The organism is Micromonospora sp. NPDC005298, from assembly GCF_040607375.1.
Classification (GTDB): Bacteria; Actinomycetota; Actinomycetes; order Mycobacteriales; family Micromonosporaceae; genus Micromonospora.
On sequence record NZ_JBEXGP010000013.1, the window covers coordinates 65074 to 81244 of the forward strand.

Genomic DNA, 16171 nt, shown 5'->3' on the forward strand with positions numbered 1-16171 from the left:
CGACACCATGGAACTCAGCGTGATGTTCTTCGGCGCCGACGACTGCGACAGCGGCGCCGGCCATGCCGCCAAGTACGACGACATCCTGGAGATCACCCGGGTCGCCGACTCGCTCGGATTCACCGCCGTGTGGACCCCCGAGCGGCACTTCCAGCAGGTCGGGCAGGTCTTCCCCAGCCCGCCGGTGCTCTCCGCCGCGCTCGCGGCGGTCACCGACCGGATCGCCGTACGGGCCGGCAGTGTCGTGCTGCCCCTGCACCACCCGCTGCGGGTCGTCGAGGACTGGTCGGTGGTCGACAACCTCTCCCGGGGCCGCACCGGCATCTCGGTGGCCACCGGCTGGCACTCCACCGACTTCGTCCTGGCCCCCGACCGGTACGCCGACCGGCGGCAGCGGGCCCTGGCCGACATCACGCTGCTGCGCCGACTCTGGGCGGGTGAGGCGGTCGAACTGCCCGACGGCACCGGACGTCCGGTGGCGGTACGACCCCAGCCCCGGCCGGTGTCGCCGAGGTTCCCCATCTGGTTGACGACCTCCGGCAGCCCCGAGACGTGGACGGCGGCCGGAGGGCTGCGGACCAACGTGCTCGGCGCGACCATCGGGCAGACCCGGGAGGAGCTGGCGGAGAAGATCAGGCGCTACCGCGCGGCGTACCAGGCCGCGCCCGAGCAGCTGGGCACCACCGACCGGGGCACGGTCACCCTGATGGCGCACACGTACGTCGGCACCGACGACGCCGAGGCCAGCCGGCTGACGAGCGGGCCGCTACGGGCGTACCTGCGGTCGTACGTGGCGCAGACGGCCGCCAACCGGGCCGGCGACGGCCGGGCCGCGGCGCTCACCGCCGAGCAGACCGACGCGCTCGTGGAATTCGCCAGGCAGCGCTACCTGGGCTGGGGGAGCCTGCTCGGTTCACCGGACACCTGCCGCAGATCCCTTCTCGACCTGCGCGACCTCGGCTGCGACGAGGTGGCCTGCTTCGTCGACTTCGGCCTCGACCGGTCGGACATCCTCGCCGGGCTGCGCCGGCTTGCCGAACTGCGAAAGGACCTGACGGCATGACGGTGTCAAGCGGTGCGCCCGGCGCGGTCCCGGCCAGCGCCTCGACGGCCGCCCGGTTCGCCGCGCTGCGCGGCGAGCAGCGGGTCCGGCTGCTGCGCCGGCTCGTCGAGGCGGACCGGCTCGGCGAGGTCCCCGCAGTCGTGCCGCAACGGGACGACGACGGACCGGTGCCGCTCAGCCTCGCCCAGGAGGACCTCTGGGTCTACGAGTCGCTCTATCCGGGTACGGCGGCACTGAACCTCTGCTGCGCCTACCACTTCGACAGTCCGGTGGCGGCCGCCGACCTGGAGCGGGCGTTGACGATCGTGCGGGAGCAGCACGACATCCTGCGCACCAGGATCGCCGGCGCCGTCGGCGACCTACGCCTCGAATTCCTCCCCGCCGACCGGTTCGTCCTGGAACGGATCGACCTTCGGGACAGCGGCACGACCCGGTCCGAGGAACTCGCGGCGTTCAGCCGCCGCCCGTTCGACCTGGGCCGCGACGAACTGATGCGCGGATGCCTCATCACCGTCGACGACACCCGCTCGACGCTGGTGCTGGCGCTGCACCACATCGTCACCGACTGGTGGTCCTTCGACGTGCTGCACGGCGAGTTCGTCGAGGCGTACCGGGCGGTGCGCGCCGGCGTCGCGCCCCGACGGGGACGTCCGCGGATCCAGTACGCCGACTTCGCCTCCTGGCAGCGTGAGCTGGAGGCCGCCGGGGTGTTCGACGCGCAGCTCCGGTTCTGGCGGGAGCGCCTGGTCGACCCGCCCGAGCCGTTGACCGTGGGCGGCACCGGGGCTGTCGCACCGGCGAACGACAGCCCGATCCGGCAGATCCCGTTCCACATCGACGCCGCGACCGAGGCGACCCTGCGGGCGTTCGCCCGCGAGCGCGGCGCGACCGCGTACGGCGTGCTGATGACCGCGTTCGCGGTGCTGGCGTACCGGCTGTCCGGGCGGACCGACCTCGTCATCGGCACCCCGACCGCCAACCGCTCGGCTCAGGGTCTCGACCGGGTCATCGGCTACGTGATGAACGCCCTGCCCACCCGTTGGCGGATCGGGCCCACCGACAGTTTCGGCGACCTGCTCGGCCGGTTCACCACCGGGTTTCCCCGGATGCTGGCCAACGCCGACGTGCCGGTGGGCCGGATCGTGAGCGCCGTCGGCGCGCCGCGGACGCACGGCCGGTCCCCGCTGTTCCAGTGGGTGTTCATGCATCTGAACCGACAGGAGAGCGTCCGCGCGTTGCGGGAGATCGCCGAGCCGGAGCGGGTCCACACCGGCGGCGAACACGACGTCGTCGGGATCACCCGGGACACCGAGGACGGCATCGAGGGCACGTTCGAGATCCGTACCGACGTCTACCCGGCCGAGGTGGTGCGGAGCTGGGCCGACAGCTTCCCGGTCCTGCTGGCCGGGCTGCTCGCCGAACCCGAGGTGCCGGTCGGGGCGGTCGCCCTGCTCGGCGAGGACGAACGGCGACGACTGCGCACGGCCGGTGACGGGGGCCGGGTCGACCTACCACCGACGTCGATCGCCGACCTGGTCGCCCGACGGGCCGCCGAGACACCCGACGCGGTCGCCGTCGAGTCGGACGACCTCTCGCTGACGTACGCCGAACTGCTCGACCGGGCCGACCGGCTCGCCGGCCGGCTGCGGGAGCACGGCGTCGGCGCGGAGAGCGTGGTGGCGCTGGCGCTGGGCCGTACCGTGGCGACGGTCGTCGCCGTGCTCGCCGTGCAGCGGGCCGGCGGAGCGTACCTGCCGGTCGACCCGGACTATCCGCCCGACCGGATCCGGTTGCTGTTCGACGACGCGGCGCCGCTGCTGGTGGTCGCCGACGCCGGGGCGGTGGCGGCACTGCCGGACACCGGCGTACCCCGGTTGGTGCTGGATCCGGCGGACCTCGCGGGCGAACCGGGCGGCGCGGTGGCCCGGACGGTGCCCACCGGTGCCGGCTACCTGATGTACACCTCCGGCTCGACCGGCCGGCCGAAGGGCGTCGTGGTCACCCACAGTGGCATCGCGAGCCTGGCCGAGGCGTTCGTACGCCGGTTCGAGCTGACCCGGGAGAGCCGGGTGCTGCACCTCAGCTCGCCCAGTTTCGACATCTCCGTCGGCGAACTGTGCATGGCCTTCGGCTCCGGCGGAACCCTGGTGATCCCACCGTCGGGCCCGCTCGTCGGCGCCGCCCTCGGGACGGTGCTGCGCGAGCGCCGGGTCACCTGCGTGCTGCTTCCGCCGGCCGTGCTGGCAAGCGTGCCCGCCGACGGGTACCCGGAGCTGCGGACGGTGTGCGTCGGTGCGGACGTCTGCCCACCGGAGCTGGTCGCCGCCTGGGCCTCGCCGGGGCGGCGGTTCCACAACGCGTACGGGCCGACCGAGACCACTGTGGGTGTGACGGTGAGCGACCCGCTCGAGCCCGGCGGCGGCGCCCCGCCGATCGGTCGTCCGATCACCAACACGACGGTGCACGTGCTCGACGCGCGGCTGCGCCCGGTCCCGGTGGGAGTGCCCGGCGAGTTGTACCTCGCCGGCGAGGGCCTGGCCCGGGGGTACCGGGGTCAACCGGCGGCGACTGCCGAACGGTTCGTCGCGGATCCGTACGCGCGGCGGCCCGGTGCCCGGATGTACCGCAGCGGTGACCTGGTGCGGTGGCGGGCGGACGGCCAACTGGACTTCCTCGGCCGCACCGACGAGCAGCTGAAGCTACGCGGATTCCGGATCGAGCCGGCCGAGATCGAGGCGGTGCTGGCCGGGCATCCGGCGGTGGCCCGTGCGGTGGTGCTGCTGCGCGAGGACACCCCGGGCGACCGGCGACTGGTCGCCTACCTGGTGCCGCGCCCCGGAGCGCGGCTCGAACCGGACGCGGTCCTGGCGCACGCGCTGTCCGCGCTGCCCGTGCAGATGGTGCCGAGCGCGATCGTCACGCTTGCCGCCCTGCCCACCACGGCGCACGGCAAGCTGGACCGGGCCGCGCTGCCCGCTCCGGCGACCCGGCCCAGACCCCGGTCGGCCCGGCCCGGCAGCGTCGCGGAAGAGGTGCTCTGCGGGCTCTTCGCCGAGCTGCTGGGAGTCCCGGAGGTCGGCGTGGACGACGGCTTCTTCGAACTCGGCGGGGACAGCATCACGGCGCTGCTGCTGGTCAGTCGCGCCCGGGCGGCCGGACTGGAGCTGACCCTGCGCGAGGTCTTCACCGCCCGGACGCCGGCCGGCCTGGCGGTACTCGCCCGTACCGGTGTGGTGGCCGCCGCACCCGAGTGGTCCGGTCCGGGGCGGTTCCCGCTCACACCGGTCATGTCCTGGTGGTGCGAGCACGCCACCGAGCCGGCCGCGTTCGCCCTGTCGGTGCACGTCCCGGTCCCGGCCGCGCTCGACGCCGGGCGTGTCGACGAGGCGCTGCGGATCCTGACCGACCGGCACGGCGCCCTGCGGCTGCGGCTGCTGCGGCCCGCGCCCGACGACCGGGCCCTGGAGATCTTGCCGCCCGGCTCGGTCCGGGTCGACGCGGTGGTGCGGGTGGACGCCGCCGCGATGACCGAGGCCGAGCGCGCGGCGGCGATCCGCGCGGCGGCGGCGCGAGTGCGGCTGGCGCCGGAGGCCGGCCGGCTGCTGTCGGCGGTGTGGTTCGACAACGGTCCCCGGCAGGACGGACGCCTGTTGCTGACCGTGCACCACCTGGCCGTCGACGCGGTCTCCCTGCACATCCTGCACCGGGAGCTGGTCCAGCTGCTGACCGCTGGTCGGCCCGACCAGTCGGTGCTGGCCCCGGTCTCGGGTACGTCGCTGCGGCGCTGGACGGAACTGCTCCACGTACGGGCCGGCGAGGTCGTCGACCAGCTTCCACTCTGGACCGAGGTGCTGACCGGGCCGGATTCCCGGCTGCTGCCCGAGCGGGCCGCCACCGGTCGGCGGGCCACCCTGACTGTCGACCTGTCGGCGGCCGAGACCGGTCCGGTGCTCTCCGAGATCCCGGAGGTCTTCCGGTGCGGGACCGAGGACGTGCTGCTGACGGCGCTGCTCGCGGCCGTCGTGCGGTGGCGGGGCCGGGGCACCGGCCTGCTCCTCGACCGTGAGGCGCACGGCCGGGACGCGCCGGTGGACGGGGTGGACCTCGCCGGCACGGTCGGCTGGTTCACCACCCGGTACCCGGTCCGGCTGGACGCCGGTGCGGCGGCGACCGGGGCGTTCTGGCACGGCGGGGCCGACACCGGCACGGCGCTCAAAGCGGTGAAGGAGCAGCTCCGCGCCGTGCCGGCCGGCGGGTTGGACTACGGCCTGCTGCGGTACGCCAACCCGGAGACCGCCTCGACGCTCGCGAAACTTCCCGAGCCGGACGTCGGGTTCAACTACCTGGGCCGTTTCGAGTCGACGGCCGGCGGGGCGGAACTGCTCGGCGTGGTCCGTACCGAGGCACTGCCGTTGACCCAGGCGCTGGCCGTGGACGCCGTCACACGGGTGGGCCCGGACGGCCCGTACCTGGCCAGCACCTGGTCGTACGCGCCCGGCGCGCTCGGCGCCGAGGATGTGCGGGAGCTGGCCGACCACTGGCGTTCCGCCCTGCGGGTGCTCGCCGAGCACGCGTCGACCGCCGGGGCCGGCGGCGCGACCCGCTCCGACTTCCCGCTGGTGGACCTCAGCCAGGAACAGCTCGACGCCCTGGTGGACGACCTGGACGCCCCGGACGGAGGCGGTTCGTGGTGACCGGCGGCGCCGTGGCCGACCTGCTGCCCCTCACGCCGGCTCAGGAGGGCCTGCTCTACCACTCCCTGGTCGACGATTCGGGGCTGGACGTCTACCTGGTGCAGGTCCGGTTCCGGATCGACGGCCCGGTGGACCCGCACCGGCTGCGGGAGGCGGTGGCGGCGCTGCTCGTGCGGCACCCGAACCTGCGGGCCTGTTTCCGGCACAAGGGCCTGCCCCGGCCGGTGCAGGTGGTGCCGCGCCAGGTGTCGGTGCCGTGGACCGAGGTCGACCTGGCCGGACACGACCCGGCCGGGGCACAGGAGGAGCTGCGGCGCCTCCTGGCGGCCGACCGCGTCCGGCGGTTCGAGATGACCCGCCCGCCGCTGCTGCGGTGCGCCCTGGTCCGGTTCGGCGCGCAGCGGGCCGAACTGATCGTGACGCTGCACCACATCCTGGTCGACGGCTGGTCGATGCCGATCCTGGCCCGGGACCTGGCCGCGCTGTACGCGGGCCGCGGCGCCGAGCTGCCGTCCGCGCCGCCGTTCCGGGAGTACCTGGCCTGGCTCCGTGGCCTCGACGGCGAGGCCGCCACCGGAGCGTGGCGGGACGCCCTGGCCGGCCTCGGGCAGCCGACGCTCGTCGCGCCGGGCCCGGCGTCCCGCACTCCGGTCGAACCCGCGACCGTCGAGTGTGAACTGTCCGCAGGGCTGGCCGCCGGGGTACGCCGGCGGGCGGGCGGGGCCGGACTGACGGTGAACACCATCGTCCAGGTCGCCTGGGCGCTGGTGCTCGCCCGGATGACCGGTACCGACGACGTGGTCTTCGGCGCGGTGGTGTCGGGTCGCCCCCCGGAGCTGCCCGGGGTGGAGACGATGGTCGGCCTGCTCATCAACACCGTGCCGGTCCGGGTCCGGCTCCGGCCGGGGGAGCGGGTCGCCGACCTGCTGGCCCGCGTGCAGGACGAGCAGTTGCGGCTGACCCCGCACCACCACGTACGGCTGGCCGAGACGCAGCGCCTGGCCGGGGTGGGCGAGCTGTTCGACACGATGCTGGCGTTCGAGAACTTCCCGCGCGGCGCGGCCGACCCGGCCGGGGCCGCCGGACCTCGCCTGGTCGAGGTGTGGGACGCCACCCACTATCCGCTGACCGTCACGCTGGTGGCCGCCGACCGACTCTGGCTGCGGCTCGGCTACCGCCCCGACCGCTTCGGCCCCGCCGAGGCGGACCTGGTGGCGCGGCGGCTGGTCCGTGCCCTCGACCTGCTGGCCGGTGACCCGGACGCGCCCGTGGACGGCGTCGACGTGCTGCCCGCCAGCGAACGGCACGACGTGCTGAACGGTTGGAACGACACCGTACGCCCGGTGCCCGGCGGCAGTGTGCCCGAGCGGTTCGCGGCCCAGGTGGCCCGCACCCCCGACGCGGTGGCGGTCGAGTCCGGCGACGGTGTCCTGCGCTACCGCGAGCTCGCCGCCCGCGCCGATGCCCTGGCCGGTCGGCTCGCCGGCGCGGGCGTCGGGCCGGAGTCCCCGGTCGGGTTGCTGGCGGGCCGGTCGACGGAGCTGGTGGTCGGCCAACTCGCGGTGCTGGTGGCCGGCGGCCACTACGTGCCGCTCGACCCGGGGCAGCCCCGGTCCCGGTTGGTCCGGCTGGTGCGGGACGCCGGGGTGCGGGTGATCCTTGCCGACCGGGTGCCGGACTGGCTCCCCGACGACCTGCGCGCCGTCACCACGCGGGGCGCCGACGACGCGACAGCTCCCGCGCCCGTTGCGGTGGCGGCCCACCCCGACAACGCCGCGTACGTGATGTACACCTCCGGCTCGACCGGCACCCCGAAGGGCGTTGTCGCGACCCACCGGAACCTGGTGGCGCTGGCCGCCGACCGGTGCTTCGCCGGCGGCGCGCACTCCCGGGTGCTGCTGCACAGTCCGCACACCTTCGACGCGGCCAGCTACGAACTCTGGGTGCCGCTGCTCACCGGTGGCACCGTGGTGGTCGCGCCACCCGGACCACTCGAACCGGACGTCCTCAAACGGATCCTCACGGACAGCCGGATCACCGCGCTCTGGCTCACCGCCGAGCTGTTCCGCACCGTGGCGCAGCTCGCCCCCGACGTCCTGACCGGGCTCGACGAGGTGTGGACCGGCGGGGACGTCGTCGACCCCGACGCGGTGCGCCGGGTCCAGCGGGCGGTTGCGGGGCTGCGGGTGGTGAACGGGTACGGGCCCACCGAGACGACCACCTTCGCCACCTGCCATCCGATCCGCCGCCCACCGGCCGCCGGCACGGTCCCCATCGGCCGTCCCATGGACAACACCCGCGCGTACGTCCTGGACGCCCGGCTGCGCCCGGTCCCGGTCGGCGTCGTGGGGGAGCTGTACCTGGCCGGCGCCGGCCTCGCCCGCGGCTACCTCGGCCAGCCGGCCCGGACGGCCGAGCGTTTCGTCGCCTCGCCGTACCCGTCCGAGCCGGGTGCCCGCATGTACCGCACCGGCGACCTGGTGCGGTGGAACACCGACGGGGAACTGGAGTTCGTCGGTCGGGCCGACGACCAGGTGAAGGTGCGGGGCTTCCGGATCGAGCCGGGGGAGGTCGAGGCCGTCCTGCGCTCCGCACCGGGCGTACGCCACGCGGTGGTCGCCGCCACGGCCGGGCCGGACGGGGGTCAGCAGCTCGTCGGGTACCTCGTCCTGGACGGTGACGGCGACCTCGCGGCCGTATGCGGGTACGCGGCGCAGCGGCTGCCCGACCACCTGCTGCCGACCGCGTACCAGCTCGTCGACGAGGTGCCGCTGACCCGGCACGGGAAGGTGGATCGGGCCGCGCTGCCGGGGCGGGTGACCCGCGTCGGCCCGGCGGAGGCGACGACGCCGGCCTCGGCGCGGGAGGCGAAGCTGTGCGAGCTGTTCGCCACCGTGCTGGGAGTGCCGGCGATGGGCCCGGACGACAACTTCTTCCTGGCCGGCGGCCACTCGCTGCTCGCGATGCGCCTCGTCGCGGCCGTCGAGGGCGCCCTCGGCAGTCGGATCCCGATCGGCGCGCTGTTCGACGCGCCGACCCCGCGCGCCCTCGCCGGCCGGCTCGACGCCCCCCGGGGCGACCTCGGGCTCGCGCCGCTGCTCACGCTGCGCGCCGACGGCGACCGTACGCCGCTGTTCTGCCTGCACCCGGCGATGGGGCTGGGCTGGTCGTACACGGCGCTGCTGCCGCATGTGCCGGGTCGGCCGTTGTACGCCCTCCAGTCGACAGTGCTCGGCGGGCAGACCCCGCCGCCGCCGAGCATCGACGAGATGGCGCGGGAGTACCTGCCCCGGATCCGGGCGGCGCAGCCGACGGGGCCGTACCTGCTGATCGGCCGGTCGTTCGGCGGCCTGCTGGCGTACGAGCTGGCCAGCCAGCTGCGCCGGGCCGGGCAGGAGGTGGGGTTGGTGGCCGTACTGGACGCCGTGCCGGTCACGGCGCTTGCCGACCCGGCGCCCGCGGCGCCTCACGACGACCTGCTGGAGCAGGAGATGTTGCGCGTCCTGCTCCAGGCGGGGCCACCGGAGCTGCTGGACCGGCCGGGACCGCTGCGCCGCGCCGAGGTGTTCGCGGCGGTGCGGACCGCCGACGGTCCGCTGCGGGGTGCGAGCGAGCAGCGGCTCGCCGCGCTCGTCGAGCTGGGCGGCCACCATCTCCGGCTGACCCGGACCTACCTGCCGTCGAGGTACGACGGTGAGGTGCTGCTCTTCTCGGCCACCGCGGAACCCGGTGGCCTGACCTCGGACGTGAAGGCCGCCGCCTGGCGGCGGACCGCCGGGCAGGTCCGGGTACGCGACCTCGACTGCGCCCACCGCGACGTGCTCCGGCCGGGGCCCCTCGCCGAGATCGCCGCCACCATCGACCCGTTCCTCGAAAGGGCCGACCATGCTGCCCGCTGACGTGAGCGACCGCGCCGACGAGCCGGTGGAGTACGAGTTCCCGGTGTCACCCGCGCAGGCCAGCCTCCTCGTGCTGGAAGGGTTGCAGGCCGGTAGCGCCCAATACCATGTGCCTGTCGCGTTCGCCGTCCACGGCCCGTTCGACGTCAACGCCTTCGGCCGCGCCCTCGACGCGCTGGTGGCCCGGCACGAGTCGCTGCGCACCGTCTTCCGTACCGTCGACGGCGAGCACCGTCAGGTGGTGGCCGCCGAGGCGACCGCCGATGTGCGGGTCGACCGGGACGTGTCGCCGGCCGAGGTCGACGCGGCGATGCGGGCCGAGGCCGCCCGGCCGTTCGACCTCGCGGCCGGCCCGCTGCTGCGCTGCCGGGTGTACGCCCTCACCGACGGCGGCCACCGGATCCTGGTGACCGTCCACCACCTGGTCTGCGACGGCTGGTCGATGGAGATCATGCTGCGTGAACTGGCCGAGCACTACCGGGTCGAACGCGACGGCGACGGCACGCCCCCGCAGCCGCCGCCGATCCAGTTCCCCGACTACGCCGCCTGGCAGCGGGACCGCCTCGCCGCCGGCGGGTACGCCGACTCGGTGGCCCACTGGCGGCAGACGCTCCACGGGGCGCCGACGGTGCTCGCCCTGCCCGGCGACCGGCCCCGCCCGGCGGTGCAGACCCCGGTCGGCGGGGTGGAGTCGTTCGTCCTGCCGGTCGGGCTGCGGGAACGGCTGGCGCGGTTGGCCCGTACCCGGGACACCACGCCGTTCGTGGTCCTGCTCGCCGCGTACGTCGCGCTGCTCAATCGGCTGTCGGGCCACGACGACCTGGTCGTCGGCATCCCGGTCGCCGGCCGGGACCACCCGGACGTGCAGGGCATGGTCGGCCTCCTGACGAACACCCAGGTGCTGCGTGTCGACCTGGCGGGCGAGCCGAGCTTCACCGACCTCGTCGACCGGGTACGGGACCTGCTGCACGCCGGCCGCGACCACCAGGACGCGCCGTTCAGCGCCGTGGTCGACGCGGTGGCCCCGCAGCGTCAGCCGAGCCACGACCCGGTCGTGCAGGTGGTGTTCGCGTACGACGACGAAACCGTACTCGACCTCGACCTGCCGCCGGCCCGGGTCGAGCGGGTGCCGCTGGTCCTGGACGTGGCGAAGTTCGACCTCCTGCTGTACGTGGAGCGCTGGGGATCCGACCTCGTCGGGCAGTTCATCTACCGCGCCGAGCTGTTCGACCGGGCCACCGTCCGGCACTGGGTACCCGGCTTCCAGGTGCTGCTGGACGACCTGCTCGACCGGCCGGACCGGCCGACGGTCGCCGCCGAGATGCTCGACGCGCCACAGCGGCGCCGGATGCTGCACGAGTGGAACAGCACCACGACTGACGTGCCGGACCGCCTCGTGCCCGACCTGGTGGCCGACCGCGCCGCCGAACGTCCGGAGGCGACGGCGCTGGTCTGCGGCGACATCGTCCTGAGCTACCGCGAGCTGCTGACCCGGGCCGACCGGTTGGCGGCCGAGCTGGTGTCCGCGGGGGTCGGCCCGGAGGTCCCGGTCGGACTGTGCCTGCCCCGGTCCGCCGAGATGGCCGTCTGCGCGCTCGCCGTGCTCCGGGCCGGCGGCGCGTACCTGCCGCTCGACCCGGAACAGCCGTCGGCGCGGCTGCGCGAGATGCTCACCGGTGCCGGCGCCCGCCTGGTGCTGCTGGGCACCGCCACCGCCCGGCGTGCCGCGGACCTCGGCCTGCCGGCGCTGGTGGTGACACCCGGTGCGGCCGACGTGCTGACCCGCCCGGCGCCGGCCCCCCGGAGCACGTCGGGGACACCCGGCCCGGACAACGCCGCGTACATCCTCTACACGTCCGGCTCGACGGGCACCCCCAAGGGGGTGAGCGTGCCCCATCGGGCGCTGACCAACCTGGCCACGGCGGTGCGCCCACAGTTCCCGGTCACCGCGACGGACCGGGTTCTCCAGTACGTCGCGTTCGGCTTCGACGTCGCCGTGTCCGACCTGTTCTTCACCTGGGTGGCCGGGGCCGAACTGCACATCGCCGAGGAGCACGAACGGCTCGGCGAGGCGCTCTACCGGCGGCTGCGGGACTCCCGCATCACGTACGTCTTCCTGCCACCCACGGCCGCGATGTCGCTGCCCTGCTCGCCGGACGCCCTGCCCGACCTGCGCACGATCGCGGTCGGCGGCGAGCCCTGCCCGGCCGAACTCGTCGACCGGTGGGCCGTGTCCGGTCGCCGGCTGCTCGACGCGTACGGGCCGAGCGAGGCCACCATCTACGCCACCACCGCGCAGCTGCGTCCGGGCGAGCCGGTGGTGATCGGCCGCCCGGTGGCCAACGGCCGCGCGTACCTGCTCGACCGGCGGCTGCGGCCGGTGCCGGTCGGTGTGGTGGGCGAGATCTACCTGGCCGGGACGCACCTGGCCCGGGGCTACGCCAACCAGCCCGGGCTCACCGCCGAGCGTTTCGTCGCCAACCCGTTCGGCCGGCCGGGGGAGCGGATGTACCGCACCGGGGACCTCGGCAGGTACGACGCCGAGGGGACGCTCAGCTACCTCGGCCGGTCCGACAACCAGGTGAAGATCCGTGGTTTCCGGGTCGAGCTCGGGGAGATCGAGGCGGTGCTGGTCCGCCATCCGGCGGTGGCGGCGGCCGTCGCGGCGGTGCTCGGCGACGGGTCCCTGCGCCGGCTGGTGGCGTACGTGGTCGGCGTGGACGGCGCGCCGCCGGGCACCAGCGAACTGCGGGGCTGGCTCGCCGAGCGGCTGCCCGGCTACATGGTGCCGGAGAGCGTGGTGCCGCTGGACGAGCTGCCGACCGGACGGACCGGGAAGGTCGACCGCGCCCGGCTACCCGCCCCACCGAGCACCCGGCCCGACCTGGCGGACCGGTACGTGGCGCCGACCACCGGCACCGAGAACCGGCTGGCGACGATCTGGCGCCAGGTGCTGGAGCTGGACCGGGTCGGCGTCCACGACAACTTCTTCGAGCTGGGCGGCAACTCCCTGCGGCTGCTGGGGGTGCTGTCCGCGCTGCGCGACCAGGGTGTCGCCGGACTGAGCATGGTCGACCTGTTCCGGTACCCCACGGTCGCCGCCCTCGCCGCGCACCTGGAGGGTCCCGGCGATCCCGGACCGTCCGCCGGCGTCGACGCGGGTCGACGCCGGGGCCAGGACCGGCGGGCCCGACTGATGAACCGGACCACACGAGCCCGACCGTCCGGTGACGACACAGTGGAAGGTGGCCTGACATGACCGAAGCGCCAGCAGTGGCGATCGTGGGGATGAGCGGGCGTTTCCCCGGCGCCCGGCACCTCGGCGAGTACTGGGAGAACCTCCACTCCGGCGTCTGCTCGATCGCCACGTTCGACTCCGAGGAGCTACGGGCCGCGGGTGTCGATCCGGCGGAGCTGGCCCATCCGGCGTACGTGCCCGCGAAGGGGCACCTGGACGGCGCGGACCGCTTCGAGGCGGAGATCTTCGGCTTCAACCGCACCGAGGCCGCGATCCTGGACCCGCAGCACCGGCTGCTCCTGGAGACCACGTGGAGCGCGTTGGAGGACGCCGGCTACGACCCCCGCCACGTCCCGCACCGCACCGGCGTGTACGTCGGCGGCAGCCCGACCGACCACATGCTCGCCGCCGCCGTGGACCGCCGGCTCGCCGCCGAGCTGGGGCCGCTGCAACTGCGCATCCTCACCGACCGCGAGTTCCTGGCGCCGTGGGTGTCGTACCGTCTCGGACTGGACGGTCCCAGCCTCAGCGTGCAGACCGCCTGCTCGACCTCGCTGACCGCCGTCCACCTGGCCGCGCAGGCGCTGCTGCTGGGCGAGTGCGACGCCGCCGTGGCGGGCGGGGTCTCGGTGGACTCGGTGCACCCGCGCGGCTACCTGTACCGCGACGGCGGCATCTTCTCGCCGGACGGGCGGTGCCGGCCCTTCGACGAGAAGGCGGCCGGCACGGTCAGCGGCAACGGCGTCGGGGTGCTGGTGCTGCGCCGGCTGGCGGACGCGCTCGCCGACGCGGATCCGATCCACGCCGTCATCCTGGGTTCGGCGGTCACCAACGACGGCGCGACGAAGGTGGGCTTCACCGCGCCGGGCGTCGACTCGCAGAGCAGGGCGATCGTCGAGGCCTGGTCGGCGGCGGGTCTCGACCCCGGCGCCGCGCAGTACCTGGAGATGCACGGGACCGCCACCGAGCTGGGCGACCGTGTCGAGCTCGCCGCGACCGCCGCCGCGGTCGGCGCCACCCGACCTGGCCGGCCCTGCGGGATCGGTTCGGTCAAGTCGAACATCGGGCACCTCGACGCGGCGGCCGGGGTGGCGAGCCTGATCAAGGTCGCGCTGATGCTGGGCCACCGGAGCATGGCGCCGACGGCGAACACCAGCGGGCCACATCCGGACCTGGCGCGGATGCCGGGCTTCGAGCGGATCACGCGTCCGACTCCGTGGGACCGACCGGACGGCGGCCAGCGGCTGGCCGGGGTGACCGGGCTGGGCATCGGGGGCACGAACGTGCACATGGTGCTGGCCGAGGCGCCCGGGACGGACCGCCCCGTCCCGCCGGACCGTCGCGAGCTGCTGCCGATCTCCGCCCGGACGGCCGACCAGCTCGGTCGGGCGGCCGCCGAGCTGGCTGCCGCGCTGCGCGCGCCCGCACCGCCGGTCCTGGCCGACGTCGCGTACACCCTGCGCAGCGGACGGGCCACGCACGCCGTGCGGGCGTACGTGGTGGCCGGCGGCACCGCCGAGGCGGCCGACGCGTTGGAGGCCCTGGCCGAGGGCCGCCAGGTGACGTACGACGGGCAGGACGACGAGCTGCGGGCGCTCGGCGACTCCTGGGTCGCGGGTGCGGACGTCAGGTGGCCGACGCCGGCGAGCGGGGCGCGGCGGGCGCACCTGCCGACGTACCCGTTCGCCGGGGAGAGCCTCGGCGCGTTGAGCCTCACCACGGCCGCCAGCGGGACCCCGGCGCCGCAGGCGGTGGCCCCGCCGCCCGCCGACGAGCCGGCCGCCCGTGCGGTCACCGAGGCCGCCGTGACCGAGCTGCTCGTCACCACCCTCGGGCTGGCCGGGCCGGACGACCTCGACAAGTCGTACTTCACGGTGGGCGGGGACTCGCTGACGGCGGTCCACCTGATCGGCCGGCTCGGCGACGACCTGGGCATCCGGGCGCCCATCGAACTCTTCCTGGAGCCGGTCAGCCTCCGTGAACTCGTCACCCGGCTGACCGAGCTGGGCGGTGGCGCGGACGACGCCCTGCTCGCCGCACTGCTCGACGAGGCGGAATCGTCGCAGTGACCGGGGAGCCGGAGACGGTCGACCTGCTCGACCCGTACGTGCACGCCACCCGGGACCTGACCGACAGGTGGCGGTGGCTGCGCCACCACGACCCCGTGCACTGGCACCAGGCGAGCGGGGCGAGGGGATTCTGGGTGGTCACCCGGCACGCCGACGTGCTGCGGGTGGTCCGGGACAGCGACACCTTCACCTCGATGCGCGGCAACATGCTCGGTACGCTGCTGCGTGGTCACGACCCGGGTGCGGGCCGGATGCTCGTGGTCACCGACGGTCCGTTCCACACTGGTCTGCGTAGTCTGCTCACCGGCGGCTTCGGTCCGCGGACGCTGCGGCGGGTGACCCACTCCATCACGCGGGCCACCCGCGACCTCCTTCGTCGCCTCGTCGAGCGGGGTGGCGGGGACTTCGTCGCCGAGGTGGCCGCGCAGGTGCCCCTCCAGGCGATCTGCGAGCTGCTCGGCGTCCCCGAGGTGGACCGGCCGCGCGTCCTGGAGCTGACCGGAGCGGCGCTGCTCGGCGAGTCCGCCGACCAGGCGGGCACGAATGCCCGCATCGCGCAGAGCGAGATCCTGCTGTTCTACACCCGACTGGCCGCCGCGCGCCGCGACGTACCCGCCGACGACGTCGTCAGCCTCCTGGTCGGCGGCACCGTCGACGGTCGTCCGCTGACCGACGAGGAGGTGCTGTTGAACTGCTACAACCTCGTCATCGGCGGGGACGAGACGGCCCGGCTCGCCCTCGCGGGCGGCCTGCTGGCCCTGGCCACCCACGACGAGCAGTGGGCGCGGCTGACGGCGGATCCGGCCCTCGTGCACAGCGGCGCCGAGGAGATCCTGCGCTGGACGACGCCGGCGGCGCACGTGGGCCGTACCGTGACGGCCGACACCGAACTGTGTGGCCGGGCCCTGTCCGAGGGCGACGTGGTGACACTGTGGATGGTGTCGGCCAACCGGGACGAGGAGGTCTTCGCCGACCCGGACACCTTCGACCTGGCGCGGCAGCCCAACCGGCATCTGACCTTCGGGTACGGCCCGCACTTCTGCGTGGGCGCCCAGTTGGCCCGCGAGGAGATCCGTGCCCTGCTCACCGAACTGCGGGCGAGCGTGCGGACCGTCGAGGTGACCGGGCCGGTGCGGCGGCTGCCGTCGAACTTCATCAGCGGGTTGAGCACCCTGCCGGTGGCCCTGACACCCCGGTAGGTCGTGCCG

6 protein-coding genes are annotated in these 16171 nt (G+C 74.7%); all 6 read left to right on the plus strand.

The window, feature by feature from the left end; translation table 11 throughout:
• The first annotated feature begins 7 nt into the window (after nt 1-7).
• The 6 genes from ABZS77_RS19070 to ABZS77_RS19095 are packed head-to-tail and all read left to right on the plus strand — an operon-like array spanning nt 8 to nt 16162.
• Nucleotides 8-1063, plus strand: a complete 1056-nt coding sequence (locus ABZS77_RS19070; protein ID WP_354824196.1) for a MupA/Atu3671 family FMN-dependent luciferase-like monooxygenase — start codon at nt 8-10, stop codon at nt 1061-1063.
• A complete protein-coding gene (locus ABZS77_RS19075; protein ID WP_354824198.1) occupies nt 1060-5757 on the plus strand; it encodes an amino acid adenylation domain-containing protein in 4698 nt (1565 codons plus the stop codon). The genes ABZS77_RS19070 and ABZS77_RS19075 overlap by 4 nt, the downstream gene beginning before the upstream one ends.
• Nucleotides 5751-9656, plus strand: coding sequence for an amino acid adenylation domain-containing protein (locus tag ABZS77_RS19080; RefSeq protein WP_354824200.1), 3906 nt, complete (start codon nt 5751-5753; stop codon nt 9654-9656). Before ABZS77_RS19075 ends, ABZS77_RS19080 begins: the two co-directional genes overlap by 7 nt.
• On the plus strand, nt 9643-12915 hold the full coding sequence (locus ABZS77_RS19085) for an amino acid adenylation domain-containing protein (protein WP_354824202.1): 3273 nt from the start codon (nt 9643-9645) through the stop codon (nt 12913-12915). The genes ABZS77_RS19080 and ABZS77_RS19085 overlap by 14 nt, the downstream gene beginning before the upstream one ends.
• Entirely contained in the window at nt 12912-14963 is a 2052-nt protein-coding gene (locus ABZS77_RS19090) for a beta-ketoacyl synthase N-terminal-like domain-containing protein (protein WP_354824204.1), read from the plus strand. Before ABZS77_RS19085 ends, ABZS77_RS19090 begins: the two co-directional genes overlap by 4 nt.
• On the plus strand, nt 14960-16162 hold the full coding sequence (locus tag ABZS77_RS19095) for a cytochrome P450 (protein WP_354824206.1): 1203 nt from the start codon (nt 14960-14962) through the stop codon (nt 16160-16162). The genes ABZS77_RS19090 and ABZS77_RS19095 overlap by 4 nt, the downstream gene beginning before the upstream one ends.
• Nucleotides 16163-16171 lie beyond the last annotated feature (9 nt).